Origin of the sequence: Streptomyces sp. NPDC021224 (assembly GCF_044332905.1) — a bacterium.
In the GTDB taxonomy this organism is placed as follows: Bacteria; Actinomycetota; Actinomycetes; order Streptomycetales; family Streptomycetaceae; genus Actinacidiphila.
Map to the genome: position 1 here is coordinate 263,309 of NZ_JBIRPW010000008.1, position 26,349 is coordinate 289,657.

32 protein-coding genes are annotated in these 26,349 nt (G+C 73.7%); 15 read left to right on the forward strand and 17 right to left on the reverse strand.

What is annotated here, in order from left to right; genetic code table 11:
- Positions 1 to 26 precede the first annotated feature (26 nt).
- The 4 genes from rplW to rpsJ are packed head-to-tail and all read right to left on the reverse strand — an operon-like array spanning position 27 to position 1,984.
- Positions 27 to 353 carry a 50S ribosomal protein L23 gene (gene rplW, locus ACH4PY_RS22170; protein WP_398185378.1) on the reverse strand — a complete coding sequence of 109 codons (327 nt, stop codon included), beginning with the start codon at positions 351 to 353 and terminating at the stop codon, positions 27 to 29.
- Positions 353 to 1,012, reverse strand: a complete 660-nt coding sequence (gene rplD, locus ACH4PY_RS22175; RefSeq protein ID WP_398185381.1) for a 50S ribosomal protein L4 — start codon at positions 1,010 to 1,012, stop codon at positions 353 to 355. The genes rplW and rplD overlap by 1 nt, the downstream gene beginning before the upstream one ends.
- Positions 1,013 to 1,016: 4 nt before the next feature.
- A complete protein-coding gene (gene rplC / locus ACH4PY_RS22180; protein ID WP_398185384.1) occupies positions 1,017 to 1,661 on the reverse strand; it encodes a 50S ribosomal protein L3 in 645 nt (214 codons plus the stop codon).
- A gap of 14 nt (positions 1,662 to 1,675) precedes the next feature.
- Positions 1,676 to 1,984, reverse strand: coding sequence for a 30S ribosomal protein S10 (gene rpsJ, locus ACH4PY_RS22185; RefSeq protein ID WP_014144312.1), 309 nt, complete (start codon positions 1,982 to 1,984; stop codon positions 1,676 to 1,678).
- A gap of 474 nt (positions 1,985 to 2,458) precedes the next feature.
- Here rpsJ and cpt point away from each other — a divergent pair, with 474 nt between their 5' ends.
- The 5 genes from cpt (at position 2,459) to ACH4PY_RS22210 (ending at position 6,173) form a co-directional block, all read left to right on the forward strand.
- Positions 2,459 to 3,001, forward strand: coding sequence for a chloramphenicol phosphotransferase CPT (gene cpt, locus ACH4PY_RS22190; protein WP_398185388.1), 543 nt, complete (start codon positions 2,459 to 2,461; stop codon positions 2,999 to 3,001).
- 9 nt (positions 3,002 to 3,010) lie between these two features.
- The gene (locus tag ACH4PY_RS22195; protein WP_398185391.1) at positions 3,011 to 3,388 is read left to right on the forward strand and encodes a hypothetical protein; all 378 of its coding nucleotides are present in this window, start codon (positions 3,011 to 3,013) and stop codon (positions 3,386 to 3,388) included.
- Between the two features lie 54 nt (positions 3,389 to 3,442).
- Complete coding sequence (locus ACH4PY_RS22200; protein WP_398185394.1) at positions 3,443 to 3,853, forward strand: SRPBCC family protein; 411 nt, start codon at positions 3,443 to 3,445, stop codon at positions 3,851 to 3,853.
- 241 nt (positions 3,854 to 4,094) lie between these two features.
- Complete coding sequence (locus tag ACH4PY_RS22205; protein WP_398185397.1) at positions 4,095 to 5,222, forward strand: DNA gyrase subunit B; 1,128 nt, start codon at positions 4,095 to 4,097, stop codon at positions 5,220 to 5,222.
- An 87-nt stretch (positions 5,223 to 5,309) separates the two neighbouring features.
- Positions 5,310 to 6,173 (forward strand): metallophosphoesterase family protein, encoded by an 864-nt coding sequence (locus ACH4PY_RS22210; protein WP_398185400.1) that lies wholly within the window; start codon positions 5,310 to 5,312, stop codon positions 6,171 to 6,173.
- On the opposite strand, the gene ACH4PY_RS22215 is transcribed toward ACH4PY_RS22210, so the two are convergent.
- The 4 genes from ACH4PY_RS22215 to ACH4PY_RS22230 form a co-directional block, all read right to left on the reverse strand.
- Complete coding sequence (locus ACH4PY_RS22215) at positions 6,151 to 6,354, reverse strand: hypothetical protein (RefSeq protein ID WP_398185403.1); 204 nt, start codon at positions 6,352 to 6,354, stop codon at positions 6,151 to 6,153. The two genes, ACH4PY_RS22210 and ACH4PY_RS22215, sit on opposite strands and share 23 nt — an antisense overlap.
- Entirely contained in the window at positions 6,351 to 7,193 is an 843-nt protein-coding gene (locus ACH4PY_RS22220) for a MerR family transcriptional regulator (protein ID WP_398185406.1), read from the reverse strand. The genes ACH4PY_RS22215 and ACH4PY_RS22220 overlap by 4 nt, the downstream gene beginning before the upstream one ends.
- Before the next feature lie 33 nt (positions 7,194 to 7,226).
- Positions 7,227 to 7,922: an HAD family hydrolase gene (locus tag ACH4PY_RS22225; protein ID WP_398185409.1), complete on the reverse strand. Its 696-nt coding sequence runs from the start codon at positions 7,920 to 7,922 to the stop codon at positions 7,227 to 7,229.
- A gap of 96 nt (positions 7,923 to 8,018) precedes the next feature.
- A complete protein-coding gene (locus ACH4PY_RS22230) occupies positions 8,019 to 8,285 on the reverse strand; it encodes a hypothetical protein (protein WP_398185412.1) in 267 nt (88 codons plus the stop codon).
- Between the two features lie 123 nt (positions 8,286 to 8,408).
- On the opposite strand from ACH4PY_RS22230, the gene ACH4PY_RS22235 reads away from it, so the two are divergent.
- The gene (locus ACH4PY_RS22235) at positions 8,409 to 8,720 is read left to right on the forward strand and encodes a hypothetical protein (RefSeq protein WP_398185415.1); all 312 of its coding nucleotides are present in this window, start codon (positions 8,409 to 8,411) and stop codon (positions 8,718 to 8,720) included.
- A gap of 46 nt (positions 8,721 to 8,766) precedes the next feature.
- Here the strand turns inward: ACH4PY_RS22235 and ACH4PY_RS22240 are convergent, their stop codons facing one another.
- Positions 8,767 to 9,261 (reverse strand): hypothetical protein, encoded by a 495-nt coding sequence (locus ACH4PY_RS22240; protein WP_398185417.1) that lies wholly within the window; start codon positions 9,259 to 9,261, stop codon positions 8,767 to 8,769.
- Between the two features lie 166 nt (positions 9,262 to 9,427).
- On the opposite strand from ACH4PY_RS22240, the gene ACH4PY_RS22245 reads away from it, so the two are divergent.
- The 6 genes from ACH4PY_RS22245 to ACH4PY_RS22270 all read left to right on the forward strand — a co-directional run bounded on the left by ACH4PY_RS22245 (position 9,428) and on the right by ACH4PY_RS22270 (position 15,629).
- On the forward strand, positions 9,428 to 10,798 hold the full coding sequence (locus ACH4PY_RS22245) for a UDP-N-acetylglucosamine--N-acetylmuramyl-(pentapeptide) pyrophosphoryl-undecaprenol N-acetylglucosamine transferase (RefSeq protein WP_398185420.1): 1,371 nt from the start codon (positions 9,428 to 9,430) through the stop codon (positions 10,796 to 10,798).
- Between the two features lie 84 nt (positions 10,799 to 10,882).
- The gene (locus ACH4PY_RS22250; protein ID WP_398185423.1) at positions 10,883 to 11,470 is read left to right on the forward strand and encodes a Uma2 family endonuclease; all 588 of its coding nucleotides are present in this window, start codon (positions 10,883 to 10,885) and stop codon (positions 11,468 to 11,470) included.
- A 29-nt stretch (positions 11,471 to 11,499) separates the two neighbouring features.
- Positions 11,500 to 11,967 carry an SAM-dependent methyltransferase gene (locus ACH4PY_RS22255; protein WP_398185426.1) on the forward strand — a complete coding sequence of 156 codons (468 nt, stop codon included), beginning with the start codon at positions 11,500 to 11,502 and terminating at the stop codon, positions 11,965 to 11,967.
- A gap of 10 nt (positions 11,968 to 11,977) precedes the next feature.
- A complete protein-coding gene (locus tag ACH4PY_RS22260) occupies positions 11,978 to 12,817 on the forward strand; it encodes a phosphotransferase (protein ID WP_398185429.1) in 840 nt (279 codons plus the stop codon).
- Positions 12,814 to 13,569, forward strand: coding sequence for a hypothetical protein (locus tag ACH4PY_RS22265; protein WP_398185432.1), 756 nt, complete (start codon positions 12,814 to 12,816; stop codon positions 13,567 to 13,569). The genes ACH4PY_RS22260 and ACH4PY_RS22265 overlap by 4 nt, the downstream gene beginning before the upstream one ends.
- Positions 13,570 to 13,607: 38 nt before the next feature.
- On the forward strand, positions 13,608 to 15,629 hold the full coding sequence (locus ACH4PY_RS22270) for a hypothetical protein (RefSeq protein ID WP_398185434.1): 2,022 nt from the start codon (positions 13,608 to 13,610) through the stop codon (positions 15,627 to 15,629).
- Here ACH4PY_RS22270 and ACH4PY_RS22275 read toward each other — a convergent pair.
- The 4 genes from ACH4PY_RS22275 to ACH4PY_RS22290 form a co-directional block, all read right to left on the reverse strand.
- A complete protein-coding gene (locus ACH4PY_RS22275) occupies positions 15,622 to 16,320 on the reverse strand; it encodes an IMP cyclohydrolase (protein WP_398185438.1) in 699 nt (232 codons plus the stop codon). The genes ACH4PY_RS22270 and ACH4PY_RS22275 overlap by 8 nt on opposite strands.
- A 67-nt stretch (positions 16,321 to 16,387) precedes the next feature.
- Complete coding sequence (locus tag ACH4PY_RS22280) at positions 16,388 to 17,179, reverse strand: alpha/beta fold hydrolase (RefSeq protein WP_398185441.1); 792 nt, start codon at positions 17,177 to 17,179, stop codon at positions 16,388 to 16,390.
- A 100-nt stretch (positions 17,180 to 17,279) separates the two neighbouring features.
- Positions 17,280 to 17,525 (reverse strand): hypothetical protein, encoded by a 246-nt coding sequence (locus ACH4PY_RS22285; protein WP_398185444.1) that lies wholly within the window; start codon positions 17,523 to 17,525, stop codon positions 17,280 to 17,282.
- Positions 17,522 to 17,869 carry an ArsR/SmtB family transcription factor gene (locus tag ACH4PY_RS22290; protein WP_398185447.1) on the reverse strand — a complete coding sequence of 116 codons (348 nt, stop codon included), beginning with the start codon at positions 17,867 to 17,869 and terminating at the stop codon, positions 17,522 to 17,524. The genes ACH4PY_RS22285 and ACH4PY_RS22290 overlap by 4 nt, the downstream gene beginning before the upstream one ends.
- 106 nt (positions 17,870 to 17,975) lie before the next feature.
- On the opposite strand from ACH4PY_RS22290, the gene ACH4PY_RS22295 reads away from it, so the two are divergent.
- Entirely contained in the window at positions 17,976 to 18,233 is a 258-nt protein-coding gene (locus ACH4PY_RS22295; protein WP_398185450.1) for a hypothetical protein, read from the forward strand.
- Between the two features lie 165 nt (positions 18,234 to 18,398).
- Here ACH4PY_RS22295 and ACH4PY_RS22300 read toward each other — a convergent pair whose 3' ends face one another.
- Entirely contained in the window at positions 18,399 to 18,806 is a 408-nt protein-coding gene (locus ACH4PY_RS22300; RefSeq protein WP_398185453.1) for a hypothetical protein, read from the reverse strand.
- A 110-nt stretch (positions 18,807 to 18,916) separates the two neighbouring features.
- Positions 18,917 to 20,092 carry a GDSL-type esterase/lipase family protein gene (locus ACH4PY_RS22305; RefSeq protein ID WP_398185456.1) on the reverse strand — a complete coding sequence of 392 codons (1,176 nt, stop codon included), beginning with the start codon at positions 20,090 to 20,092 and terminating at the stop codon, positions 18,917 to 18,919.
- Positions 20,093 to 20,355: 263 nt separating this feature from the next.
- Here ACH4PY_RS22305 and ACH4PY_RS22310 point away from each other — a divergent pair, with 263 nt between their 5' ends.
- Together ACH4PY_RS22310 and ACH4PY_RS22315 are read left to right on the forward strand one after the other, a co-directional pair.
- On the forward strand, positions 20,356 to 21,063 hold the full coding sequence (locus ACH4PY_RS22310; protein ID WP_398185459.1) for an ABC transporter ATP-binding protein: 708 nt from the start codon (positions 20,356 to 20,358) through the stop codon (positions 21,061 to 21,063).
- Positions 21,060 to 22,814 (forward strand): hypothetical protein, encoded by a 1,755-nt coding sequence (locus ACH4PY_RS22315; RefSeq protein ID WP_398185462.1) that lies wholly within the window; start codon positions 21,060 to 21,062, stop codon positions 22,812 to 22,814. Before ACH4PY_RS22310 ends, ACH4PY_RS22315 begins: the two co-directional genes overlap by 4 nt.
- Before the next feature lie 102 nt (positions 22,815 to 22,916).
- On the opposite strand, the gene tuf is transcribed toward ACH4PY_RS22315, so the two are convergent.
- Together tuf and fusA are read right to left on the reverse strand one after the other, a co-directional pair.
- Positions 22,917 to 24,110, reverse strand: a complete 1,194-nt coding sequence (gene tuf / locus ACH4PY_RS22320; RefSeq protein WP_398185464.1) for an elongation factor Tu — start codon at positions 24,108 to 24,110, stop codon at positions 22,917 to 22,919.
- 82 nt (positions 24,111 to 24,192) lie between these two features.
- Positions 24,193 to 26,319 (reverse strand): elongation factor G, encoded by a 2,127-nt coding sequence (gene fusA, locus ACH4PY_RS22325; RefSeq protein WP_398185467.1) that lies wholly within the window; start codon positions 26,317 to 26,319, stop codon positions 24,193 to 24,195.
- Positions 26,320 to 26,349: the final 30 nt, after the last annotated feature.

Below are 26,349 nucleotides of genomic sequence, written 5' to 3' on the forward strand. Positions count from 1 at the left end.
TCCGGACTTCAATCGGCCGGTCCCCGTTAGGAGACCGGGCCGCCGAAGATGTCGATACGGTCGCCCTCGGCGAGGGTCACGATGGCGCGCTTGGTGTTGGCGCGCTTGCCGAAACCGGTGCGGGTGCGCTTGCGCTTGCCCTGCCGGTTGATCGTGTTGACCCCGGTGACCTTGACCTGGAAGACCGTCTCGACGGCCTGCTTGATCTGGGTCTTGTTCGCGCGCGGGTCGACGACGAACGTGTACTTGTTCTCGTCGAGCAGCGCGTAGCTCTTCTCGGAGACCACGGGCTTGATCAGCAGGTCACGGGGGTCCGTGAAGGTCTTGCTGGTGGTCACGGTCTGCTCGGCCATCAGGCGTCGCTCCCTTCCAGCTCGGCCTCGTCCGCGGCACCGGAACCGGTGAAGCGGTCGAACGCGCCCTTGGTGAAGACCACGTCGTCCGAGACGAGCACGTCGTACGTGTTCAGCTGGCCGGCCTCCAGGATGTGCACCTGGGGCAGGTTGCGGGCGGACAGCCAGGCGGCCTCGTCCGAGCGCTCGATGACCAGCAGCACGTTCTTGCGCTCACTGATCTTGCCGAGCAGCGTGCGGGCGGCCTTGGTGGACGGCGCCTCGCCCTCGACCACGCCGGTGACGACGTGGATGCGGTTGTGCTGCGCCCGGTCCGACAGGGCCCCGCGCAGCGCGGCCTTGATCATCTTCTTGGGCGTGCGCTGCGAGTAGTCGCGCGGCACGGGGCCGTGGACGACGCCACCGCCGGCGAACTGCGGCGCCCGGGTCGAGCCCTGACGGGCGCGGCCGGTGCCCTTCTGCCGGTACGGCTTCTTGCCACCACCGCGGACCTCGCCACGCGTCTTGACCTTGTGCGTGCCCTGACGGGCGGCGGCCAGCTGCGCGACGACGACCTGGTGGATCAGCGGGATGCTGATCTTCGCCTCGAAGATCTCGGCCGGGAGCTCGACGGTCCCGGCGGTGTCGCCGGACGGCGACAGAATGTCAATGGTGCTCATATCCTCAGGCCCCCTTGGCCGCGGTGCGGACCAGGACGAGGCCGCCGTTCGGACCAGGAACCGCGCCCTTGATCAGGAGCAGGCCCTTCTCCGCGTCAACGGCGTGGACGGTCAGGTTCTGGGTGGTGACCCGCTCGTTGCCCATGCGGCCCGCCATGCGCAGGCCCTTGAACACGCGGCCCGGGGTGGCGCAGCCGCCGATGGAGCCCGGGGAGCGGTGCTTGCGCTGCACACCGTGGCCGGCGCCGAGGCCCTTGAAGTTGTGGCGCTTCATGACACCGGCGAAGCCCTTGCCCTTGCTCTTGCCGGTCACGTCGACCTTGACCCCGGCCTCGAACACGGAGGCGGTGATCTCCTGGCCGAGCGTGTACTCGGCGGCGTCGGACGTGCGCAGCTCCACGAGGTGGCGGCGCGGGGTGACGTCCGCCTTGGCGAAGTGGCCCTTGAGCGGCTTGTTCACCTTGCGCGGGTCGATCTCGCCGAAGGCGATCTGCACCGACTCGTAGCCGTCGGCGTCATTGGTGCGGACCTGGGTCACGACGTTCGGACCGGCCTTGACGACGGTCACCGGGACGACACGGTTGTTCTCGTCCCAGACCTGGGTCATGCCGAGCTTCTCGCCCAGGATGCCCTTGATCTGCTTGGTCATCTTCTCCGCGCCTCTCAGAGCTTGATCTCGATGTCGACGCCGGCCGGCAGGTCCAGGCGCATCAACGAGTCAACGGTCTTGGGCGTCGGGTCGAGGATGTCGATCAGGCGCTTGTGCGTGCGCATCTCGAAGTGCTCGCGCGAGTCCTTGTACTTGTGCGGCGACTTGATGACGCAGTACACGTTCTTCTCAGTGGGCAGCGGCACCGGGCCCGCGACCTGCGCACCGGTACGGGTCACCGTCTCGACGATCTTCTTCGCCGAGGAGTCGATGACCTCGTGGTCGTAGGCCTTGAGCCGAATGCGGATCTTCTGTCCCGCCATGGCTACTCCGTAGTCCTTGTCTCTTCTCAGCTCTGGCATCCGCCTGCTCCGACCCACGCGGTCGGGCGTGTCGCGCCCCTCGCACATGGTTTTCCGCAAGCGGAATCCCTGCTCAAGGGGTTTGCGTGGGAGAAGTCACCCACCGGATGCCTGGTCTGCCCCGCACTGACACTTCCCGGAAGATTCCCGTACGTCCGCCCCAGCGCTGCCACCTGGGCAGTTGGAGCGACGAGTACCGTGGGACTCGCTTCCGGTCCCCCCGACGGGAGGCGCGCAGCATCGGCGCTCGACCGAGCAACTTGAGTAGTCTGCCATACGCCCCACAAGGGGCGCCAATCGAGCCGGGTAGCTTACCCCTCGGTGACAGGTGCGCAAACGCGGGTGCCCGGCACCCCCGGAAAACGCGTCGCCGGCACGCGGACCGCGGCCGTAGGGTCGGCGGGTCCACCCGTGCCGTACCGGAGGAAAGCGCCCGTGCCCCAGGTCATCGTGCTCAACGGCGGATCCAGCTCCGGCAAGTCCAGTATCGCCCGGTGCCTCCAGGAGATCCTCCCCGAGGCATGGCTGAGCGTGAGCGTCGACACGTTCGTGGACGCGCTGCCGCCCCGGCTCCGGGAGGGCGGCGAGGGCCTGGTCATCGGCCCCGGCGGCGAGGTGACCACCGGACCCGCGTTCGACGAGCTGGACGCCGCCTGGCTCGCCGGGATCGCCGCGACGGCGCGGGCGGGCGCGCACGTCGTCGTCGACGACGTCTTCCTCGGCGGCCCCCGCTCCCGCGCCCGCTGGTCACGCGCCCTCACCGGCCTCGACGTCCTGTGGGTCGGCGTCCGCTGCGCCCCCGAGGCCGCCACCGCCCGCGAGGCCGCCCGCGGCGACCGCACGCCGGGGATGGCCGCCAAGCAGGCCGCCCTCGTCCACGAGGGCGTCCCCTACGACCTGGAGGTCGACACGACCTCCACCTCCGCGGCCGACTGCGCCCGCGCCGTCGCGGAGTACGCGGCCGGGCGCGGAGCGTAAGGAGAACGCATGCCACGCAGCAGCCGCAGGGCCCGCCGCCTGCTGGTCGGCGAGGCGGCGTACCGCTGGTCGGTACGGCACCGGCACCACGTCCCGGACGGGGGCGGCTACCAGCACTGCACGGAGGTCGTCACGCTGCGCCGCGACGGCGCCCGCGGCGCGGTACGCGTCAGCTTCACCGGCGGCCCCGGCCGCGCCGTCCCCGACGGCATCCTGCACTCCGGCGCCGTCGGCACGGACGAGGGCTACCTCAACCTCCACGAACCCGGCACCGCCCGCGCCCTCCTCGACGAGGCCCTCGCCCGCGGCTGGGACCCCGACACCCCCTCCCCGCTGCTCCTCGACGGCTGGACCCTCTTCTCCGCCGTCCGCGCCCGCACCGCGTGAGGGCGACCGTTTCGTTCAAGCCGGACGCGGGCGGCCCGCACTAGCGTCGCCGCCATGAGCAGCCCTTCGCACGAGTCCCGCCATCTCGCCGTCCGCATCGCCCGCCCCGCCGCCGACGTCTACGCGTACGCCGCCGACCCCACCCATCTGCCCGCCTGGGCGCACGGCCTCAGCGGCGCGATCCGGCAGGAGGGCGAGGTGTGGATCGCGGACTCCCCCCTGGGCCGGGTGACCGTCGTCTTCGCCCCGCCCAACGAGTTCGGCGTCCTCGACCACGACGTCACCCTCCCCACCGGCGAGACCGTCCACAACCCCGTCCGCGTCCTCCCCGACGGCGACTCCGCGAGCGAGGTCGTCTTCACCCTCCGCCGCCTGCCCGGCACGACGGAAGCCGACTTCGCGACGGACGCGGCCACCGTGACCGCGGACCTGGAGAGGCTGCGGGGGCTGCTGGAGGCGAACTGAGCGGTTGCCGTGCGGAGTTGGCGGAAATCGCGGCTCTGGCGGCGCGGGAAGGGCCCTTCCCGGGGCTGGGCCGGGGCACCGGGCGGGTGCCGGGCCGGGGGTGGACGGAGGCGGCCGGGGTGGCCGCGGGAGGCCCGCCGTGAGGCGCTCAGGACGTTGCCACACCCGGCCTGACCTGGCGTTTTCCCAGAATCCCCCTACGCTGGCGGAGCTGCTGCGGAACCGGTCCGAGGGGGATTTCATGGGTGACGACGGCATGACGTACGACGCGAGCCACATCACGGTCCTGGAGGGCGCCGAGGCCGTTCGCAAGCGGCCCGGGATGTACATCGGGAGCACGGGCCCGCGAGGCCTGCACCACATGGTCACCGGCGTCGTCGAGTGGGCCGCGGACGTGGTCCTGGCCGCCCCCGACGCCGGGAGCCGCAGGCACATCGCGGTGACGCTGGCGCCGGACGGCGGTGTGCGGGTCACCGACGACGGGCCGGGCGTACCGTTCGCGGCGCAGGAGGCACCGGGGGCGCCCGGTGTGCCGCCGCTGGACGAGCAGTTGAGCCGGTTCGGCCCCGGGCCGCGCCGGAGGGCCTTTCTTCTGAACGGATGGGAGCTGATGACCGCCTGCGCCCTCTCCACCCGGCTCACCGCCGAGGTCCGCCGTGAGGGCGTCCGGCGCGTCCAGAACTACATCCGCGGCACGGCGACCGCACCGCCCGCCGACGCCGGCCCCGCGGCGGACAGCGGCACCGCGATCACCTTCCACCCCGACCCCGAGATCTTCACGACGGTCGAGGTGGACCGCACTGTCCTCGCCGACCGCCTCCGCGAGCTCGCGTTCCTCACGCCGGGCCTGACGCTCACCCTCACCGACGAGCGCCCGCCGGGCCCTCCCCGTACCGCCCGCTTCCATTCCCCCGCAGGCGTGGCCGGCCTCCTCGCGCACCTGGACGGGCCGGTGGCCGGGGCCACGGAGGTCGTCACCGTCTCCGTCACGACGACGCGCGGCGCCCTCGACGCGGCCCTGCGCCGACGCGGCCCGGCCGAGGGCCCGCCGGTGATCCGGTCGTACGCGAACTGCTTCCCCACCGCCGAGGGCGGTGTGCACGTCGAGGGCCTGCGCGACGGTCTGACCGCCGCGCTCGCCGGGTACGCCCGCGCGCACGGGCTGCCCGAGCCCGACGCCGAGGGCGCGTGCGCGGGACTGACGGCGGTGGTGTCGGTGAGGCTGGACGCCCCCTCGTTCGAGGGCTCGACCCACGGCCGGCTCGGCAACACCGAGGTGCGGCCGTGGGTCGCCGCAGCCGTGCGGGAGCACGTCGGCGCGTGGTTGGACGCGCACCCGGAGCAGGCGGCGGGGCTGCTCGGCGGGTAGCACGGCGGCGGGGCGGACCGCCCCCGTGTCCCGGCACGGCGGGAATTCCCCTCGCCGCTGCCCGTGCCAGGTGGCTAGGGTCGGGCGATGCGGATACTCCATCTCTCCGACACCCACCTGGACCGGCGCGGGGGGCCCGACGGCGACGGGGCCGACGGGACGGCCGCGTTGCGGCTGCTGCTCGCCGGGCTGGAGCACCTGGGCGCGCTCGGGGCGGTCGTCGTCACCGGTGACGTCGCGGACGACGGGTCGCGCGAGGCGTACGCGCGGACGCGTGAGCTGCTCGGCGCGTACGCGGAGCAGCGCGGGGCGCGTGTCCTCTATACGACTGGCAACCACGACGACCGTGCCGCCTTCGCCGAAGTGCTCGGCAGCGGGCACGCCGAGCCGGACGCGGTGTACGACGGCCCGGCGGGCGAGCGCGCGGCCGCGACCACCGTGGACGGGCACCGGCTCGTCACCCTCGACTCGCTCGTCCCCGGCAAGGGGTACGGTCACCTGTCGGCGGGGCAGCTCGGCTGGCTGCGCGGCCTGCTGGCCGAGCCCGCGCCGCACGGCACGGTGCTGGCCTTCCACCACCCGCCGCTCGCGCTGCCCGGCGTGGAGGTCCAGCGGGTCTTCGGCCTGGACAACGCCGGGGAGCTGGCGGCGGCGATCGACGGGACGGACGTCCGCCTCGTCCTGTGCGGCCACTTCCATCTCCAGCTCACGGGCCGCCTCGCGCAGGCGACCGTATGGGTCACGCCCGGCGTCGTGACCCGCATCGACCTGACGGCCCCGCCCGGGACCGAGCGCGCGGTGCACGGCCCGTCCGCGACCCTGGTCGACCTCACCGCCGATTACGGCCCGCTCCTGCACACCCTGCACGCGCGCGACCCGCGCATGGGCACGACCGTCTACGAGGCCGACGCCCCCGAGATGAGCGAGGTCATCGCCCGTCTCGGGCCGTGACCCGGCGGGGCCGCAGCCGTACGAACGTGGCGGCGGCCTGCACGGCGAGCGCGATCGGCACCGCGAGCAGCACGTCCCACGGCACCGCGCCGAGAGCGGCGAGCAGGCTCAGCAGCGGGAGGGTCAGGAGCAGCGGGAGCGTCCGGGCGACGACGGTACGGGCACGGGCGGTGCGGTTCACTGCGGGTCTCCTTCGGTGGCGGTGTCGGTGGCGGTGTCGGTGGCGGCCGGGTCCGGGTCCGGCCTCGTGCGGGCCGCGTCGAGGTAGTCGGCGAGGGCGCGCCACTCGTCCGCCGGCGCGGCGGGCTCGCCGGACATCGCCGCGGGGTCGTCCCGCCAGGCCGCCCGCACGCCCGCGGAGATCCGGGTGTCGCCGCCGGTGAAGAGCGTGCTCAGCTCGTCCATGCGGGCCGCGATCCGCCGCACGCGCGGGTCCTGCGGCGGGACGCCGCCCGTCCGGAGCCTGTCGGCGCGCCGGTAGAGCTCGGGCCATTCGACGTCGCGCAGGTAGTGCGCGGCGGGGCCGAGGCCGGCCGCCCGCGCCCGCAGCACGCGCTCCTGGTCGGCGTCCAGGTGCCGGGCCAGGACCTCGCGCCCCTCGGGCCCGGTCCCGCCGAGCGCCCGCAGCGCCCCGAGCAGGTCGGCGGCGTCGGGCTCGCGGTCGGCGGCCAGCTCGTCCCGCAGCCGTACCAGCCGTTCCCGCAGCGCCCCGAGCGCGGCGATCTCCGCGTCCACCCCGGCGAGGTGGTCCCGGACGAGCCGCGCCGGGTCCGGCCCGGCGTCCAGGCAGACCGCGATCGTCTCCAGCCCCAGCCCGAGGCTGCGCAGCGCCAGCACCAGGTAGAGCCGCCCGAGGTCGTCCTCGGTGTACTCCCGGTGCCCGCCCGCGCTCCGGGAGGAGGGGCTGAGCAGCCCGATCTCGTCCCAGTGGTGCAGCGTCCTGACGGTGAGGCCGCTGGCCTCGGCCAGTCGCCCCACCTTCCACGTCGCCGTCCGGTCGTCGTCCCCGTTCGTCCGCATGCCCCCACTGTGGCCCCTCACGCGACGTGAGGTTCAAGGCCGCCCGGTGGCGGCGGCGACGACCTCGGTGAGCGAGCCGAAGGACGGGCCCGGCCAGTCGTCCTCGCGGGCGTGGGCGTCGTTGGACGCCCAGTCGTCGGCCCGCAGCATCACGGCCGTCATGCCCTGGGCCGTCGCACCGGTCAGCTCGCTGCCGCCGCCGTCGCCGACGTAGAGGCAGTCGGCGGGCGCGGTGTCCAGCGCCGCGGCGATCCGCCGGAAGAGTTCGGGGGCGGGCTTGCGGTGGCCCTCGGTGCAGGAGAGCACGGCGGCGTCGACGAGCCCGGCGAGCGGCAGATCGGCCCAGCAGTCGGCGAGTTCGACGGTGCAGTCGCTGAGCACGCCGACCCGGACGCCCGCGCCGCGCAGCCGCTCCAGCGTGCCGACCGCGTCCGGGCGCAGCACGAACAGCTCCCGCTGGCAGGCGAGCCTGACGGCGGCGGCCGCCGCGACCGCCTCCTCGCCCGGTTCGACCCCGCAGCGCCGGGCGAGGGTACGGATCGTGTCGGGCAGGTCGCCGAGCGCACCCACGGCCCGCTCCGGGAAGGACGCGTTCAGCACCTCCCGCCACTGGTCGGCGGGGATCCCCAGCGGAACCGCGCCGAGCGCCGCGTGCCCGTCCCAGACGGCGGTGGGCGTGCTGGGGGTGAGGGTGCCGTAGAAGTCGAAGATCACGGTGGGGAAGGCCATGCCGGGACGTTACCGGGTGGGTGAACTCCCGTACGCCCAGGGCGGTTCGGCCCCCTCCGGGCGGGGGGGCGCCCGGAGGGGGCGGGGCCGCAGGGGTCAGTGGCGCGACCGGCGCCAGGCCGCGTACCCGCGGATCACCTGGATCACGAAGAGCAGCAGCGCGATCCCGGCGAGTATCTCCAGGAACCACTTGTGGTCGGTGATGGAGTCCGACGCCCACCACGCCAGCAGGGCCGACGTGATCAGGTAGAGGGGCGCGAGGATGAGCGCCATCCGCAGCCGGGGGTCGCGGCGGCGGGCGTGGGCCGGTCCGCGCGACGACCGCTCGGTGTCCTCCGCCGGGGGCTTGTGCATCGTGGTCACGGCAGCCTCCTTCGCTCCTGGCGCCGACGCCCGTGGCGCCGAAAAATCGCCACCAAAGCCACAATCGTCGGATAACCGGAACGACGGCCCGCAAACCGCGACGCCCTCCTGGGATCCGGGGACGTGAGGGGCTCCTACGACCTCTTCCTCGCCGTGGACCTGCGGCCCGACCTCCCGGGGCCGGCGCTCCGCGAGCTGCGCCGGCTGCTCGACGAGGGCGGCGAGGACGGCGAGGAGATCCCCGCGGAGCAGCCGGCCTCCGCGGACTGGAAGGGCTTCGGCGGCGCCTGGAGCGCCCTCGACGGCGGCGCGGCCTCCCACGCCTTCGCCGGCGCCGACGTATCCGCCCTGATCAGGGCGGTGGACCGGCCCGCTCTCGACGGCAGCGCGCCCTGGGCCCTGACCGTGCGGCCGTCCGCGCGGCGGGCGCCGTGACCCGGGTGCCCTGGTAGCGGCCGGGCGGCCCGGCGGCCCGGCGGGGTCAGGTGCCGGAGACCTTCGTGCAGGTGAGGGTGCCGTCGAGGGTGATCGAGCCGCCGGAGGCGTCCGCGGCGCCGAGTTCGGTGCCGGAGACCTTGACGGTGTAGGTGCCGCCCTGCTCGGAGGTGGAGATGCCGTCGGCGCCGAGCTTGACGAAGGTCTTCTTCTCGGGGGTGACGAGGGTCGCCATCGCCTGGTCGCCGATCGTGGCGACGAACGACGGCGTCGCGGAGTCGCCGCTGTCGGGAGCGGGGGCGGTGACGGCGACGACCTTGCCGCCCGCGGTCGCGCAGGCCACGCTCATGGTGACGTCGAAGCCGCCGGAGGCGGAGCCGGTCCAGTCGAGGCGGCCGTGGGTGCCGCCGCCGGACGACGCACCGGACGTGGCGGCGGGCGCGGTGGCCGACGGCTTGCCGTCGTCAGCCTTGTGGTCCTTCGACGACGAGCAGGCGCCCAGCGCGGCGACCGCCGCCGCCGGAAGCACTACGGCTGCCAACACCCTTGCGGTACGCGGCACTTGTCCCCCTTGGTACGTAAGCCATGTCGCGTGCAGCGGAAGGCTATCCGAGCGCGTCGCCGTCCGGCTCGGCCACGCGCCGGGCCTGCGGCTACTGTGACCAGCACCACCGGGGCGCGGGCCCCGTCAGAAGGGGAGCCACCTCGTGAACAGTGACCCTGACCTCGTCGCGCCGCGTCCGGCGGACACCCGGCCCTTCCGCCTCATCGTCACCGGTGGCGGCACCGGCGGGCACACGTACCCCGCGCTCACCGCGATCCGCACGCTGCGGGCCCGACTCGCGGACGAGGGGCGCGCGTTGGAGGTGCTGTGGGTCGGCACCGCGGACAGCCTGGAGGAGCGGGTCGCGACCGGCGAGGCGATCCCCTTCCGGACGGTCGCGACCGGCAAGGTGCGCCGCTCGGCGAATCCCCTGATGCTGCTGTCGCCCGCGAACCTGCGGGACATGACACGCGTGCCGCTCGGCGTGCTCCAGGCCCGCCGCGTGGTCGCCGGCTTCCGGCCGGACGTGGTGCTCGCGACGGGCGGCTACGTGGCGGTGCCGCTCGGGCTCGCCGCGAAGGCCAACGGGCGGCCGCTGGTGGTGCACGAGCAGACCGTACGGCTGGGGCTCGCCAACCGGCTGCTGGCGCGGGTGGCGACGGCCTTCGCGGTGTCGTCGGAGTCGACGCTGCCGCTGCTGCCGCGCCGGGCCCGCGCGTCCGCGGCCGTCACCGGCAACCCGGTACGCCCCGAGGTCCTCGCCGGGCGCGCCGACAAGGCCGTCGAGTCGCTGGGGCTCGGCGGCTTCGACCGCGCGCTGCCGACCGTCTACGTCACGGGCGGCGCGCAGGGCTCGCAGCAGATCAACGACGTGATCGTGACCGTCCTGCCGTGGCTGCTGGCCCAGGCGAACGTCATCCACCAGTGTGGGCCGGGCAACTTCGCCTCGCTGCGCTCCACCGCGGCGCTGCTGCCGCGGGAGTTGGCGGGACGGTATCTGCTGACGCCGTACGTGAGCGCGGAGTTGCCGGACGTGCTGGCCCTCGCGGACGTGGTGATCTCGCGCAGCGGCGCGGGCACGCTCGCCGAACTCACCGCGCTGGGCAAGCCCTCCGTGCTGGTGCCGCTGGCCTCCTCGGCGGGCAACGAGCAGGTCCACAACGCCCAGCACCTCGCGGACGCGGGCGCGGCGGTGGCCCTCGTCCACACCGTGACCCCGGACACGCTCTCGGCGGCGGTGGCCCCGCTGCTGGCCGACCCCGCCCGCCGCGCGGCGATGGCGGAAGCGGCGCGGACCCACGGCCGCCCGGACGCGGCGGACCGCCTGGTGGACACCCTCCTGACCGCCGCCGCCCCGCCCCCGGCCGCCCCCGAGCCCACCCCGACACCCCCGCCGCTCCCCCCGACCCCGCCGCTGCCCGCAGCCCCGCCCCAGCCCCCGACCCCGCCGGAGAAGCCCGCAGCGGACAAGCCCGCCCGGGAAGAGCCCGTTCGGGAAGAGCCCGCGGCGGAGGAGCTCGCGGCGGAGGAATGAGAGAGGGCGCGGACACCGGGGCACGTCTGTGGCCCCCCGCCAGCGTGAAGAGCACGGGTCCACGGAGCGAAAGGAGCGGATGCCATGACCATCGCCCCCGGTGACGCACGGCGTGACGCGCTCCCGTACCTGGCCATGCGGGACATCGTCGAGCAGATGCGGCACGCCGTGCCGGGCAAGCTGGAGATCACCAAGGAAGGCATCGTCCACGACACGATGTCCCCCGGCGGCCCGCACGAGCTGACCGCCGCACGCGTCAGCCGCAGGCTGGAGAAAGTCATGCCGGAGGGCCTGCTCGCGCACACCGGCACGCCGGACGTGGAGGACGTCCACGAGGGCGTCATGCGGCACCCGGACGTCATGGTCATCGCCGAGGCGGACATGGAGGTCGAAGGCTCCTTCGACCCCGGCACCCTGCTGGCGGCCATCGAGGTCGTGTCGCGGTCGAACCCGGACAACGACTGGGTCGGCAAGATGCGCGACTACCCGCTCCTCGGCATCCCCGTCTACGTCCTCTTCGACCCCCGCACCGGCGAGGGCGCCGTCCTGAGCGACATCCGCCCGACGCCGAACGGCCCGCGCTACGCGACGCGCACCGACTTCGTCTACGGCGAGGACGTGACGATCGGCGAATGGACGATCTCCACGGAGAACCTCCCGCGCTACTCCTGACGCGGGCGCCGAAGCGGTAGAACACTGCCATGGTCAGCTTCGAGATCACACCGATCGGGACGGTCCGCAACGACCGGACGGATGTCCAGGACACCGACAACTGGGGGGCCGTGCGGAGCGTCATCACCGTGGACGAGCGGTTCGGAGAGGCGTGCCTCCAGGGGATGGAGGGCTTCTCGCACGTCGAGGTCCTGTTCGTCTTCGACCGGTTCGAGGAGAAGGACGACTACCGCGAGCCGCTGCCGTACCGCGGGCGGGCGGATCTGCCGCCGATGGGGATCTTCGCCGGGCGCGGGCCGCGCAGGCCGAACCGGATCGGGGTGACGTGCTGCGCCGTCGAGTCCGTGCGGGGACGGGAGTTGACGGTCGTGGGGCTCGACGCGGTGTCGGGCACGCCGGTGATCGATCTGAAGCCGGTGATGGAGGAGTTCCGCGTGCTGGACGTCACGCAGCCGGAGTGGGTGAGCCGCATGATGGCGGACTACTTCACGCCGTAGCCTGACCGCCATGGCGACGGGGCGCGGGGACGGCGACGGTACGGCCGAGGTACTGGCCGGGGGGATGGCCAACGCCGGGGCGGTCTTCCGGCACGGGGACGTCGTCGACCGGCCCGCCCCGCGGACCGCCCGCGCCCTGCACGCACATCTGCGGGCGCTGCGCGAGCACGGCTTCACGGGGGCGCCGACTCCCGTACGCGGCCCGGCGGAAGGGCGTGAGCAGCTGAGCTTCCTGCCCGGCGACGTGGCGCTGCCGCCCTTCCCCGCGTGGGTGATGACGGACGACGCCCTCGCGTCGGTGGGGCGGCTGCTGCGCGATCTCCACGACGCGGCCGCGCTGATCCCCGTGGACCCCGGCGCCGACTGGCCGCACGACCTCGCCGACCCGGCGGGCGGCCCGCTGCTGTGCCACAACGACATCTGCCCGGAGAACGTCGTCTTCCGCGACGGCCGCGCCGTGGCGTTCATCGACTTCGACCTCGCCGCGCCCGGCCGCCCGCTCTGGGACGTCGCCATGGCCGCCCGCTACTGGGCACCCGTGCTCGACCCGGCGACCGCCGCGGACCAATACCCCACCGCCCCGGACCCGTTCACCCGCCTCCGCGTCCTCGCCGACAGCTACGGCCTGTCCGGCGCCGACCGCGCCGCCCTCCCTGCCACCGTCGAGGAGGCGACAGCCGCGGGCCGCGCCTTCGTCACCGCCCGCCTCGCCTCGGGCGACCCGACATACGTCCGCGCGCACGCCGAACGGGGCGGCTGGGAGCGCTGGGACCGTCTCCAGTCCTGGCAGACCGCCCACCGCGACCGCTTCACGGCGGCCCTGACGGAGGGGACGGCGGGGACGGCGTGAGCGAAGGGACCCCGTTCGGGACGCGGTTGGGGCTGCTGCTCGGCCATCGCGGCCTGCCCGCCTCGGAGTTGGCGTCGCGCACCGGGCCGGACGCGGACGCCCTCCGTGCCGTCCGCTCCGGCGAGGCTCCCGCCGCGGACCTGCTCCGGCGGCTCGCGCCCGCGCTGGGCCTGCACACCGTCGACCTCTTCGTCCTCGCGGACCTGGACGTCCCGCCGGATCTGGAACCGCGGCACCCCGACGCGGAGGGGGAGGTGGGCAGCGTCGTCACGCACGCGGTACGGCTTCCGCCGACGGAACAGCGCCGACTGCTGGCGCACATGCGCGCGTTGCCCGACGAGGAGGCGAGCGGCGCCCCGTTCGGTCGGCCGACGGACGACGGTTACCGCCACACTCCGGGCGGCCGTATCGTCCGTATGCTCCGGCACCGCAACCTGAGCTGGTCGGGCATCGCCCACGTCCTCGGCGCCTGCACACCCACGTATCTGTCGGCCGCGACCTACCATGCGATCCGCACCGAGCGGACGGAGCTGACGCCCCGGCTCGTCACCGACTTCGGCACCGTCCTGGGCATCGACGCCCACGAGTTGGCCCTGCTGACCGGCGGACCGCGTCCGGGACCGTCCTCCGCCGGCCCCGCGGAAGGGGAGGAGGCCGCGGTGCTGTGGGCCGCCCGACGCCTGTCGGCAGCGCAACTCGCGCCGCTGCGCACCACGTTGAGGGCGCAGCGGCAGGGCGGGGGCGGGCGCTAGGGTCGGGGGCGCCGGAGAGGGCACGAGAGGAGCCGCACATGCGTCCGCCGCACGAGCTGAACAGCGTCCGGTGGCAGGACCTCGCTCACGCGTACGGCTCCGCCGGGGATCTGCCGGGACGGCTGCGGGGGCTGTACGGAGACGAGAACGCCGTCGGCGAGGCACTGTTCGAGCTGGAAGGCGTCTTCCGGGGCGACCCGCGGGTCCATGCGGCGGCCGCAGCCGAGAGCGTGCCCTTCCTCGCGCACGCCGCCCTCAACGCGCCGACCCGCCGGCGGGACGACGTCCTGATGCTGCTGGCCCTCTTCGCCGAACGGGACGAGGGCGCCGCCGCACGGGAGGCGGTCGCCCGCGAGGTCGCCGGGCTGCTGCCGTGCCTGCGCGAAGCCTCCCCCGACGTCCGCCGGGCGGCTTTGCGGGTGGGCGCGGCGGCGGCGGATCTGCTGGAGCCCGCCGTACGGGAGGCGGTGCTCGCCGCGGCCGACGCGCTGTACGCGGACGACCCCGTGGTGGCGGTCCGCGCCGACGCGATGGCGCTGCGCGTGCTGCTGGGCCGCACCGACGCCCTGCCGCTGGACAGCCCGCTGCCCCCGATACGCCTGGCCGCGGCCCTCCTGACGGCCCACGTCTCGGGCCCGCCGTACGCCCCGGAGGTGGTGCGGATCCTCTCCGAGGCCGAGGCCGAGGCCGAGGCCGAGGCCGAGGCCGAGGAGGAAGAGGAAGAGGAGGAGGCGGAGCCAGACGAGGACGAGGACGAGGGGTACGACGAGAGCGCCGAGGCCGACCTGTGGGCGGCAGCCACGGCCGGGCCGTCCGCCGACCCCGACTTCCACCCCGCACCGTACGAGCACCACGGCCCCGGCCCCCGCACGGGCGACCTCCCCTGGCCCGGCACCAACCTGCCCGGCACGCAGGTCAGTTCCGTCAGCACCGTCCTCGTGGCGGACCCGGACGCCGCCTTGCGGGTCGCGGCGGGGTGGATCGCGGACGGTGACGTGGAGCGGCGCGGCACGACGCTCGGCGAGAACGTCCTCCTCCGGTGGCGGGACCACGAGCCCGCCTTCCTCGTGCTCGCCCTCGACGCGCTGCCGCTCGCGCGGTTCCCCGGTGAGCTGGCGGTGCGGATCGGGGTGATCAGCCGGTGGGTCGGGCTGGACCCCTTCCCCGACGCACGGCTGCGCGACACCCTCCACGCCCACGCGTCCGGCACCGAGGAGCAGCCCGCGAAGGAAGCGCTGCTCGCCCTCGTCCGCGCCGGTGACCCGCGCGCCCTCGACCTGCTCCCGGACCTGTCGTACCCCGGGGCGCTGCGGGCGGCGGCCGTGCACTTCCCGGCGCAGTCCGCGCGGCTCGTCCCGTTGCTGCGGCGGGAGCTGGCGGCGCCGAAGCTCTGGGGCGGCGACGCCCTCACCCTCGTCGAGGCGCTGGCCGCGCTCGGCCCCGCGGCGGTACGCGAGGCGCAGGAGGAGCTGACGGAGTGCCTGCGCGCGGATCGCGCCGGGCTCACGGCGGGGCGGGCCCTGGGCACCGCGGGTGTGAGCTCGCCGGAGATCCTGGGCCTGCTGCGGATGGCCCTGCACCACCGCGACACCACCGTGCGGGCAGGTGCGTCCGTGGCCTACTCCCAGCTCACCGGCGAGCCCACCGCCGCGGTGAACGTCCTGGCCCCGCTGCTGGCCTCCCCCGGTGAGGCCGCCCGGCACCTGCCGCTGCTCCGGTCGCTGGGCCCGGCGGCGTCCCGGCTGCTCCCCCGGGTGGAGTCCCTGCTGACGAGCAGCTACGAGCCGACACGCGTCGCCGCGGCCGAGGCCGCCTTCTGGCTCACGGGCGACCCGGCCCGCGCGACCCCCGTCCTGGCGGCGTCCGTCGCCCCCACCCCGGAAGGTCTCAAGGCCCTCACGGCGCTCGCCGAGATGGGCACCGTCCCGCCGGGGCTGCGCGCCGATCTGGAGGAGTTCGCCACCTCCCCGCACCGCCTTCTGGGCCCGTCCACGGTGGAGGGGCCCCACCCGGACCTCCGGCTGCGCGAGCTGTCGCGCCGGTTGCTGGCGGCTAGCTGACCGGCAGCGCCTGCCGGATCCCGGCGGCGGCGAGGCCGTGCGGGGCGAACGTGGCCGCGGCGACGCGCAGTTCGGGCGTGAGGGCGGACCAGATGTCGTCCAGGAGTTCCGCGCGGTCCGCGGCGGTGGTGCGGGTCTGGGTGAAGGGCGCGCCGGTCGCGACGGTCACGCCGTCGGAGAGGTAGGTCGTCATGAGGACGCCCTCGCCGGGCTCCAGCGCGCCCACCCGCAGGGTCAGCCGGTCGGTGGCCGTACGCGCCGCGCCGCTGTGGCGCGCGGCGCCGAACCAGACGGGGGCGGCGGATCCGGCGGACGCCACGACGGTCAGGCGCCGGGTGAGGATCGGCGGGTCGGGCTCGTAGTCCAGACCGTCCAGTGCCTCCGCGGGGGCCTGCCCGGCGGCGAGCCGCCCGGCGACGGTCGCGACCTGCTCCCCGTTGCCGAAGACCAGCCACTCCCCGCTCTGCCGGGCGGCGGTGTAGTGCCGCAGCGCGTCGTGCGCCCGGTCGTCGGCAGGTCCGACGATCAGCTCGTCGTCCGTCGTGAGCCGTAGCGTCCGCCCGCGCGAGGCCGCCGTCCGCCCGGTCAGGAAGTACCCGCCGCAGACCTCCCCGTCCGCGGTCCGGCACCACAGCACTCCCCGCCCCGGATACCGGTTCCCCCGCAGCACATCTCCCAGTGACCCGCTCACCGCATCCACCCTCAGCAGTCGGAACGAAGAGCCCAGGCTATCGAGGCGTCAGGGTCCGGCCGAGCCGCTAGAAACCCGCCCCCCGCAGCGCCGCGACGACCTCGGCCGGGGCCTCCAGCGGGACGAGGTGACCAGCGGCCGGGAAGGAGGTGAGGGTCGCGGTGGGGATCGCGGCGGCGTAGCGGTGGGCCATCGCCACGAAGTCGGGGGTGTCGAGGGCTCCGGTGCCGATCAGGGTGGGGGCGGCGAGGGCCGTGACGGGCAGGGAGGTGCCCGGCCGGGAGTGCGCCTCGACCGCGGGCTGGTGGGCCAGGGCGGTACGGAGGGGGGTGCGGACGCGTGCGGTGCGGGCGGGCGGGACGGCGGACCAGGGGCGGGCGGGGCCGCGCAGCCACATGTCGAGGTTGAGCTCGACCGCCGCGTCCAGGTCGCCTGCCGCGAGCGCCGCGCCCTCCGCCGCGTCGTAGGCGCGCAGTTCGGGCGAGCGGTCGAAGCCGGGCCAGGGCGGGGAGAACGCGGCGAGGGCGCTCACCCGCTCCGGGTGCGTCAGCGTGAACTCGATCGCGATCCGCCCTCCCCACGACACGCCCGCGAGCCTCACCCGCGCGAGCCCCAGATGGTCGAGCAGCGCGGTGAGGTCGGCGACCTCCTCGAAGGGTCCTTCGGGCGGCGGGGACTGGCCGAAGCCGCGCAGGTCGTAGCGGACGACCGAGCGGTCCGCGGCCAGCGCGGGCGCGACCTCGTCCCACACGTGGTGGTCGGTCAGCCCGTCGTGGACGAGGACGACGGGCGGGGCGGCGGACTCCCGGCCCTCGACGACATAGCGGAGGGCGCCCTCTTCGGGCGGCAGGCTGAGCATGCCGGGATGCTGCCAGCCGGGCACGCCGCCCGCCACCGAAAAACGGCCGGGCCGGCCGCCCGCGAGGGTCACTGCGCCGGACGCCCGGGGCGCCCGTCTGCTACTCCACCTCCTGGAGCACGCGCTCGATCTTCGCCATCCGCACCGAGATCTCGGCGAGGCTGCGCTGTGTCGCCTCCTGCGACGCGAGCGACCGCTCGCTGATCTCACGGAAATCCGCCTCCCGGGTCCCCAGCGCCTTCGTGCGCAGGTGCGCGCCGAGCTGCCGGATGACCGTGACGAGCACGGCGCCGAATATCGCGAGGACGACGACCTCTTCGATGAGCCAGTTGGGCATGTGCGTCACGACTCCTTCTGCGCGGCCTCGCCGCGCTCTGCGATCTCCGGGAGCGTCCCGGCCGCGGCCGTCAGCGTCCGCGGGGTGAGGTGCAGGTCGAACGGCGCGACCTCGTAGAACTTCATGGCCTTGCCGTCGTCGGACACCTCGATCCGCGCCGCGACCAGCCCGGCCGTCTCCAGACGCTTGAGGTGCACCTGCAGCAGCGCCCGGCTGATCCCCAGGTCGCGGGCCAGCTGGCTCACATAGGTGGGGCCGGTCGACAGGGCCGCGAGGACGCGCATCCGGTGCGGGCTGGCGAGCGTCGCCAGCACCTTCACCAGGTCCTCGCCCGTCAGTTCCGTGGTTTCCATAAGCTCCTCCTGCACGTGCAAGTAATTATTTGCACGTGCCGACTCTCGCTGTCAACCGCGTGTGCGGCTTGCCGGAGCGGCCGGCGGTCCGCGACCATCGGGCGTCATGGACACCTACACGGGGGACATCCCGGCGGCGGGCCGGTCCGCGAAGTGCAGCAGTTGCGGCGGCACCGCGCTGGAGCCCGGCTTCATCGAGGACTCCGGCGAGGGCTCGCGGGGCTACGCCCGCTGGATCGCCGGCCCGCTGGAACGCGGCATATTCGGCGGCGCGCGGCGCATGGGCAAGCAGCGCTGGCAGATCGAGGCGTTCCGCTGCACGTCCTGCGGCCACCTGGACCTGTTCGCGCACAAGCCGGTGTAGAGGCACCGGGCCGACACGGACACCGGTACGAGCCCGAAAACACGGGTCCGGACACGGGCCCGGACACGGCAATGGGCCGCGGCGAGTGGTCAGTTCGCCGCGGCCCATCACACTTTCCCCCGAGGCACCACCGGGGCAGCGCGCGCCGCCCCGGTGGTGGTCCGGCTACCACCAGGACGAGCAGCGCGCCGTCCCGTCGTTGTTCGCCTGGATGCACACCCGGGTCAGGGCCGGGCTGTTGTCGGGCATGTAGCCGCTCTCCAGCGACTGGCCCGGGCCGACCCAGATACGGGCCTGGAGCCCGTAGAAGTGGCCGGTGTTGCCCTCGGGGGCCCAGTCCATCCAGCCCGAGCAGTCCACGCTGCCGTAGTTGTCCACCAGGTTGCGGACCTGCCAGCCGGTGACGGAGTTGTTCTCGGTCATCATCGTGGCGTGGCAGTTGCCGCTCCAGACGGTGTAGCGCGCCGTCTCGGCGGACGCGACCCCGCTGCCGCCCAGCACCAGCACGCCCGCTCCGGCCACCGCGCCCGCCACCACGGCGGCCTTGCGCGCCAGCGTCGTCGTCTTGCCCATGTCTCCCCGTTTCTCCGGTCCGGCCGCCGGTCGGCCGCCGGCGTCGGACCCGATCCTGTGCGAGGCCGCCAACGCGCCGCCAACAGCCCACCAACGCCCCGCGGGCGGCGTCAGGGCGTGGAGCAGGTGACGGTCGGGGCGGGGGACGGGCTGCTCGTGGCGAGGAAGCCGAAGGTGGTGGACGCGCCCGCGCCGAGCGTGCCGTTCCACGACTCGCTGTGGACGGTGACCGTGCCGCCGGGGCCGGTCGTGAAGACCCCGCTCCAGCCCTGGCTGACGGTGACGCCGGTAAGCGTGACGGTCCAGCTGGTGATCGCGTGCACCGCGGTGACGGTGACGGACGCCTGGTAGCCGCCCTGCCAGGAGTTGCCGACCGTCAGCACGGCGGAGCAGTCACCACCGCCGGTGCCTCCGGTGGAGCCGGTGGAGGTGCCGGTGGTCGTACCGGCGGAGGTCCCGGCCGACGTACCCGTGGACGTCCCCGCCGACGTACCGCCCGACGTGCCGCCGTCCTTCGCCAGCAGGGACGCAAGCGGCGGGTACCAGCGGGCGGCCATCTTCGCGATGCCCGCGTCGTTCGGGTGGACGCCGTCCGCCGTGTCCGTCGCGTCGTCGAAGCCGGTCCACTGGTCGACGACGGTCACGGGCGACCGCGCCGTGCTGATCGACTGGGCCCACGCCGGGATCGCCGCGTCGAAGGCGACGACGCGCTGCGCGCACTCCGCGCAGTTGCTCGGGTTCATCGGCAGGATCTGCGCGACGAGCACCTGCATGTCCGGGTTGCTCGCGCGCATCTGGCCGACCATCGTCGTGAAGGCGGCGAGGATCTGCGCGGGCGGGATGTTGCTCCAGACGTCGTTCGTGCCGAGGTGCATGAGCACGATGTCCGGCGAGGTGGCGGCGAGCCAGGCCGGGAGCTGGTTCTGGTTGGCGATGTTGGTGGCGAGGATGCCGCCGTGGCCCTCGTTGTCGCCGTCGTAGGCGACCCCGCAGCCCTGCGGGGGGAGGGTGCCGACGAAGTCGATGTTGGTGTACCCCGCGGCCTGGAGCTGGTTCCAGAGCAGGGCGCGCCAGCAGCCGGGCGAGCCGGTGATCGAGTCGCCGAGCGGCATGACCTTGACGGGGTTCGCGGCCGCGGCCGCCGGGGCGGCGGTGGTGGGCGCGGAGGCCGACGCCGAGCGGGCGCCGCCGACCGCGGCGAGCGCGCCGAGGGCGAGCAGGAGCAGCGCGAGCAGTAATCTCGGCGCCCGCCACGCGGGCCGGGCGGAGGGGAGTGCGCGGGACATGTCCGGTGTCCTTCCGGGAGGGGGGATCGCGCCCCCGGGACCGTACGTCTATGGGAGCGCTCCCATAGACGTACCGACGCGCCCTCCCGCACGTCAAGACACGTGCGGGAAGCGCCGCACCGCCGCGCCCGGGCCCGCCCGCGCCGCCGGGGTGTCGAACCGCGTCGAACGGCCAGGTGCGCGCGGGGTACGGGCCGCGGCCGCGCGGCACCCCCGTACTAAGGTCGGGCGGACACGAATCACCTCACCCGTACGGAGGCCTCATGCGCGCGACGAGCGGTGGCGGCGGAGCGCTGCTGCGACTGCGGAAGGTCGGCCGGACGTACGGGGAGCGGCTGGCGCTGGAACCGCTGGACCTGGAGGTCGGGCGCGGCGAGTGCGTCGCGCTCTACGGGCGCAACGGCTCCGGCAAGTCCACGCTGCTGCGGATCGCGGCCGGACGGGACACCCCCACCCGTGGGGACGCCTTCTTCGCGGGGCGGACGGTCCGCGAGGACGACCCGGAGGTACGGGCCAGGGTCGCGGTCGTCGGTGACGCCGCCGCCTGCTACCCGGACCTCACCGTGCGCGAGCACCTGGAGCTGGTCACCCTCGCGCACGCCGTGGACGACGCCGACGCCTGGATCGACCAGGTGCTGGCCGACCGCCGCCTCGCCGACCACGCCCGCGCGCTGCCCGGCTCGCTCTCCTCCGGGCAGCTCCAGTCCCTCATGCTGGCCGCCGCACTGGTACGCCCGCGCGAGCTGCTCATCCTCGACGAGCCCGAGCAGCGCCTCGACCCCACCGCCCGCACCCGGCTCGCGGAGCTGCTGGTCGCGGAGAAGGAGGACGGGACCGCCGTGCTGCTCGCGACGCACCAGCCCGACCTCGCCGAGGCCGTCGCCGACCGGCTCATCGCCCTGGAGGACGGCCGCGTCATCGCCGAGGGCCCGCCCGCGGACGTCCTGCGCGAACTGGGCGTCCGGGCATGAGCGAGGAGGCACCCCCCGGCGTGGAAGAGGCCCGGCCGCTCACGCCGGGCGCCCCGGCGGACGGCACCCCGGTGGACGGCCCGTCCTCACCCGGCCCCGAAGCGCCGGACGACCCCGACGACGACGCGCCCTGGTCCGAGGCCGAGGACGACCGGACCGACGAGGTCATGACGTGGCTGCGCGGGCGGCGGCGGGCGCGGCGGCGCGCCAAGGGGCGGGAGCTGGCCGTCGCCGTGTACACCGTCGTGATCGCCCTCGCCGGATACGGCAGCAGCTTCGTCGTGAGCTTCCTGCGCGGGCTCGACGACGGCGGTGCGCACGGGGCCGTCGCCCGGGAGCTGCGGGCGGCGATGCCCGCGCTCGCCGCCTTCGGGGCCGTCGCACTCGGGGTGCTCGCCGCACGGGACGCGCTGTGGCGCGGGCCCGTCGTCGTGCCGGGGCCGACCGCCGGATGGCTGCTGGCGCAGCCGGTACGGCGCGAACGCGTCCTGCGCCCGTGGTTCTGGCTCACCGCGGGGCTCGCCCCGCTGGCAGGGCTGCTGACGGGGCTCGGCTGCGCCGCCGTCCTGGACGTCACCCGGCTCGCCTCCCTCGGTGACGCGCTGCTCGCCGTGCTGCCCGGCGCGGTGTGCCTGCCGCTGCTCGCGGTCGCGCTCGGGATGGCGGTGGAGCGGCGGCCCGTGTGGGGCCGGGCGGTACGGCGCTGGACCGCGCCCGCCGTGCTGCTGCTCGCCGCGCTCGCCGGTCAGGCCGCCCTCGCCGCCAAGGGGCACCGCTCCCCCGCGGTCGAGCAGGCCGAGCTGTGGAGCGGGCCGTGGGGCTGGGCCGGGCAGCCCGTCGTGCACGCCGTCGGGGGACGGGCGCCGGGCTGGCCCGTTGCCGTCGCGCTGCTCGCGGCCGCGACCGCCGCGGCGCTGTCGGCCGCCCACCGGGACGCCGGGCGCGTACCCACCGCCCGGCTGCGGGAGCGGGCCGCGACCGCCGCGGCCGTCTCCGCCGTGGCCTGGTCCCTCGAACTGCGCGCCGCCAAGCTCGCGATCATGGCCGCGGACGGGGGCGGCCCGGCCGTCCGCACGCTGCGGTTCCGCCCGCCGCGCGGCCGCCTCGGACGGCACCTGCTCGTGCCCTGGCGCGACCTGCTGACGCTGCTGCGCACCCCCGGACGGCTCGGCAAGGCCGCCGTCTGGGCCGCCTGCGGGGCGCTCGCCGCGGGCGCCGGGGCGGATCTGGGCGGCGAACGCCGCTGGGTCGGGCTCGTCCTCGGGCTGCTCGCCGGGTACGTGGCCGTGGGGGCGCTCGCGGAGCCCGCGCGGCTGGAGACCGACGACGTACGGCGGGCCGCCTGGGCGCCGTACCGCTTCCGCCGGGTCATGCTGCTGCACGGCGTGGTGCCGGCGGTCCTGGGGGCGCTGCTGGGGCTGCTCACGGCCGTCCCGTACGCCGCCGCGGGCCATCCCGCCGCGCTGGTGCTGCTGCCCGCGTGCGCGCTGCCGCTCGCCGCGGGGGCGCTGGTGTCCGCGGCTCGCGGGCCCGCCCGTACGCAGCTGCTCTTCATGGGGCTCGCGACGCCCGCGGGGGATCCGGGGCCGCTCATCTATCTGGCGTGGTATGCCGCAGGGCCGCTGCTCGCGGTGGGAGGCCTCGTCCTGGCCCTCGCCGGGCCCCCCGCCCAGGCCGTGGTCGTCGCCCTGGTCCTCGCCGCGCTGCTGGCCCTGCTCGCGCGCCGCGCCGCGGACCGCCTCTTCCGGTAGAGCCCCGGAGGGGGCGCAGCCCCTACGCACGAAGGTCCCGCACCCCCGAGGGGTGCGGGACCTTCGCGAGGTGAGCCGTAGCTCACGAAGAGGCGTCGAAGACTACTTGACGATCTTCGTGACCTGGCCGGCGCCGACCGTCCGGCCACCCTCGCGGATGGCGAACTTCAGGCCCTCCTCCATGGCGATCGGCTGGATCAGCTGAACGCTCATGGAGGTGTTGTCGCCCGGCATGACCATTTCGGTGCCCTCGGGGAGGGTCACGACGCCGGTCACGTCGGTCGTCCGGAAGTAGAACTGCGGACGGTAGTTGTTGAAGAACGGGGTGTGGCGGCCGCCCTCGTCCTTCGACAGGATGTACGCCTGGGCCTCGAAGTCGGTGTGCGGCGTGACCGAACCCGGCTTGATGATGACCTGGCCGCGCTCGACGTCCTCGCGCTTGATGCCGCGGAGCAGCAGACCGACGTTCTCACCGGCCTGGCCCTCGTCGAGCAGCTTGCGGAACATCTCGATGCCCGTGACCGTGGTGGTGGTCTTCTCGGTCTTGATACCGATGATGTCCACGGTCTCGTTGACCTTGAGGATACCGCGCTCGATACGACCGGTGACGACGGTGCCACGACCGGTGATCGTGAAGACGTCCTCGATCGGCATCAGGAACGGCTTGTCGACGTCACGCTCGGGGGTCGGGATCGCCTCGTCGACGGCCTGCATCAGACCGAGAAGCTTCTCGCCCCACTCCTTGTCGCCCTCGAGGGCCTTGAGCGCGGAGACCCGGACGACCGGAAGGTCGTCACCCGGGAACTCGTACTCGGAGAGCAGCTCGCGGACCTCGAGCTCGACGAGCTCGAGGATCTCCTCGTCGTCCACCATGTCGGCCTTGTTCAGGGCGACGACGATGTACGGAACGCCGACCTGGCGGGCCAGGAGCACGTGCTCCTTGGTCTGCGGCATCGGGCCGTCGGTCGCGGCGACCACCAGGATCGCGCCGTCCATCTGCGCGGCACCGGTGATCATGTTCTTGATGTAGTCCGCGTGACCGGGGCAGTCGACGTGGGCGTAGTGGCGCGACTCGGTCTGGTACTCGACGTGCGCGATGGAGATGGTGATACCGCGCTGGCGCTCCTCGGGAGCCTTGTCGATCTGGTCGAACGCCGAGGCCTCGTTCAGGTTCGGGTACGCGTCGTGCAGCACCTTGGTGATCGCCGCGGTAAGGGTCGTCTTACCGTGGTCGATGTGACCGATGGTGCCGATGTTGACGTGCGGCTTAGTCCGCTCGAACTTCGCCTTCGCCACTGGGTTCCTCCTGGGGATGGATCTGTACGCCTTGCTTCATCGGCGCCAGGTGATCTTTGCTGGATTTCAAGCCTAAGGCGAGTTATTCGCCCTTGGCCTTCGCGATGATCTCCTCGGCGACGTTCCGCGGAACCTCGGCGTAGGAGTCGAACTGCATGGAGTAGCTGGCCCGGCCCGAGGTCTTCGACCGCAGGTCACCGACGTAGCCGAACATCTCCGACAGCGGAACCAGGCCCTTGACGACCCGGGCGCCGCTGCGCTCCTCCATGGCCTGGATCTGGCCACGGCGGGAGTTGAGGTCGCCGATCACGTCGCCCATGTAGTCCTCGGGGGTGGTGACCTCGACGGCCATCATCGGTTCGAGGAGCACAGGGCTCGCCTTGCGCGCGGCCTCCTTGAAGGCCTGCGAACCGGCGATCTTGAACGCGAGCTCGGAGGAGTCGACCTCGTGGTAGCCGCCGTCGATCAGGATGACGCGGACGCCCACCATCTCGTAGCCGGCGAGGATGCCGAACTTCATGGCCTCCTGCGCACCCGCGTCCACCGACGGGATGTACTCCCGGGGGATGCGGCCACCGGTGACCTTGTTGACGAACTCGTACGACGCGTCGCCGCCCTCGATCGGCTCGATGCCGATCTGCACCTTCGCGAACTGACCGGTACCACCGGTCTGCTTCTTGTGGGTGTAGTCGACCCGCTCGACCGCCTTGCGGATGGTCTCGCGGTACGCGACCTGCGGCTTGCCGACGTTGGCCTCGACGCGGAACTCGCGCCGCATACGGTCGACCAGCACCTCGAGGTGCAGCTCGCCCATACCGCCGATGATGGTCTGGCCGGTCTCCTCGTCCGAGTGGACCTGGAAGGAGGGGTCCTCCTCCGCGAGACGCTGGATGGCGACACCCAGCTTCTCCTGGTCGCCCTTGGACTTGGGCTCGATCGCGACCTGGATGACCGGCGCGGGGAAGTCCATGGACTCCAGGATCACCGGCGACTTGTCGTCGCACAGCGTCTCACCGGTGGTGGTCTGCTTCAGACCCATGACGGCGACGATGTCGCCGGCGCCCACCGACTCGATCTCCTCACGCTTGTTCGCGTGCATCCGGTAGATCTTGCCGATCCGCTCCTTCTTGCCCTTCACCGGGTTCAGCACAGCCGAACCGGACTCCAGGCGGCCCGAGTAGACCCGGACGAAGGTGAGCTTGCCCAGGTGCGGGTCGCTCATGATCTTGAACGCGAGGGCGGCCAGCGGCTCCTCGTCGGACGGCTTGCGCTTGACGACGACCTCGGCGTCCTTGACGTCGTGGCCCTCGATGGCCTCGACGTCCAGCGGGGAGGGCAGGTAGCGCACGACGGCGTCGAGCAGCGGCTGCACACCCTTGTTCTTGAACGCGGTACCGCAGAACACCGGGGTGACGGTGGTGTCGCCGCCCTTGCCGGAGTTGATGGTGATACGGCGGATCGCCGCGTACAGCTGCTCCACGGTGGGCTCCGAGCCCTCCAGGTACAGCTCCATCATCTCTTCGTCGTTCTCCGCGACCGTCTCCAGCAGCTTGCCGTGCCACTCCTCGGCGGCCTCGGTGTGCGTGGCCGGGATGTCGACGACGTCGTACATCTCGCCCTTGGTGGCCTCGGCGGACCACACGAGGGCCTTCATCTGGACGAGGTCGACCACGCCCTTGAAGTCGGCCTCGGCACCGATCGGCAGCTGCATCACGATCGGGGTCGCGCCGAGGCGGTCCACGATCATGTCGACGCAGCGGTGGAACTCGGCGCCGGTGCGGTCGAGCTTGTTGACGAAGCAGATGCGGGGAACGCCGTAGCGGTCGGCCTGCCGCCACACCGTCTCGGACTGGGGCTCCACACCGGCGACACCGTCGAACACGGTGACGGCACCGTCGAGGACGCGGAGCGAACGCTCCACCTCGACCGTGAAGTCGACGTGCCCGGGGGTGTCGATGATGTTGATGGTGTGGTCGACGTCCTCGAGCGGCCAGTGACAGGTCGTCGCGGCGGACGTGATGGTGATGCCGCGCTCCTGCTCCTGCTCCATCCAGTCCATCGTGGCAGCGCCGTCGTGGACCTCACCGATCTTGTACGAAACGCCGGTGTAGAACAGGATCCGCTCGGTGGTGGTCGTCTTGCCCGCGTCGATGTGGGCCATGATCCCGATGTTGCGGACCCTGGCCAGGTCAAGTGAAGTGGTGGCCATGTGGCTCAGTCTTCTCTCGGTCTCGATGGG

Coding starts and splice junctions, on each gene's coding strand:
- ACH4PY_RS22200 (WP_398185394.1), top strand. CDS start 3,443: ATGAGCAGCCCTTCGCACGAGTCCCGCCATCTCGCCGTCCGCATCGCC.
- ACH4PY_RS22225 (WP_398185409.1), bottom strand. CDS start 7,922: ATGGCCTTCCCCACCGTGATCTTCGACTTCTACGGCACCCTCACCCCC.
- ACH4PY_RS22300 (WP_398185453.1), bottom strand. CDS start 18,806: ATGGGCAAGACGACGACGCTGGCGCGCAAGGCCGCCGTGGTGGCGGGC.
- fusA (WP_398185467.1), bottom strand. CDS start 26,319: ATGGCCACCACTTCACTTGACCTGGCCAGGGTCCGCAACATCGGGATC.
- rplC (WP_398185384.1), bottom strand. CDS start 1,661: ATGACCAAGCAGATCAAGGGCATCCTGGGCGAGAAGCTCGGCATGACC.
- ACH4PY_RS22260 (WP_398185429.1), top strand. CDS start 11,978: ATGGCGACGGGGCGCGGGGACGGCGACGGTACGGCCGAGGTACTGGCC.
- rplW (WP_398185378.1), bottom strand. CDS start 353: ATGGCCGAGCAGACCGTGACCACCAGCAAGACCTTCACGGACCCCCGT.
- ACH4PY_RS22250 (WP_398185423.1), top strand. CDS start 10,883: ATGACCATCGCCCCCGGTGACGCACGGCGTGACGCGCTCCCGTACCTG.
- ACH4PY_RS22305 (WP_398185456.1), bottom strand. CDS start 20,092: ATGTCCCGCGCACTCCCCTCCGCCCGGCCCGCGTGGCGGGCGCCGAGA.
- ACH4PY_RS22315 (WP_398185462.1), top strand. CDS start 21,060: ATGAGCGAGGAGGCACCCCCCGGCGTGGAAGAGGCCCGGCCGCTCACG.
- ACH4PY_RS22290 (WP_398185447.1), bottom strand. CDS start 17,869: ATGGAAACCACGGAACTGACGGGCGAGGACCTGGTGAAGGTGCTGGCG.
- ACH4PY_RS22310 (WP_398185459.1), top strand. CDS start 20,356: ATGCGCGCGACGAGCGGTGGCGGCGGAGCGCTGCTGCGACTGCGGAAG.
- ACH4PY_RS22295 (WP_398185450.1), top strand. CDS start 17,976: ATGGACACCTACACGGGGGACATCCCGGCGGCGGGCCGGTCCGCGAAG.
- ACH4PY_RS22220 (WP_398185406.1), bottom strand. CDS start 7,193: ATGCGGACGAACGGGGACGACGACCGGACGGCGACGTGGAAGGTGGGG.
- ACH4PY_RS22195 (WP_398185391.1), top strand. CDS start 3,011: ATGCCACGCAGCAGCCGCAGGGCCCGCCGCCTGCTGGTCGGCGAGGCG.
- rplD (WP_398185381.1), bottom strand. CDS start 1,012: ATGAGCACCATTGACATTCTGTCGCCGTCCGGCGACACCGCCGGGACC.
- ACH4PY_RS22210 (WP_398185400.1), top strand. CDS start 5,310: ATGCGGATACTCCATCTCTCCGACACCCACCTGGACCGGCGCGGGGGG.
- ACH4PY_RS22280 (WP_398185441.1), bottom strand. CDS start 17,179: ATGCTCAGCCTGCCGCCCGAAGAGGGCGCCCTCCGCTATGTCGTCGAG.
- rpsJ (WP_014144312.1), bottom strand. CDS start 1,984: ATGGCGGGACAGAAGATCCGCATTCGGCTCAAGGCCTACGACCACGAG.
- ACH4PY_RS22205 (WP_398185397.1), top strand. CDS start 4,095: ATGGGTGACGACGGCATGACGTACGACGCGAGCCACATCACGGTCCTG.
- ACH4PY_RS22255 (WP_398185426.1), top strand. CDS start 11,500: ATGGTCAGCTTCGAGATCACACCGATCGGGACGGTCCGCAACGACCGG.
- ACH4PY_RS22270 (WP_398185434.1), top strand. CDS start 13,608: ATGCGTCCGCCGCACGAGCTGAACAGCGTCCGGTGGCAGGACCTCGCT.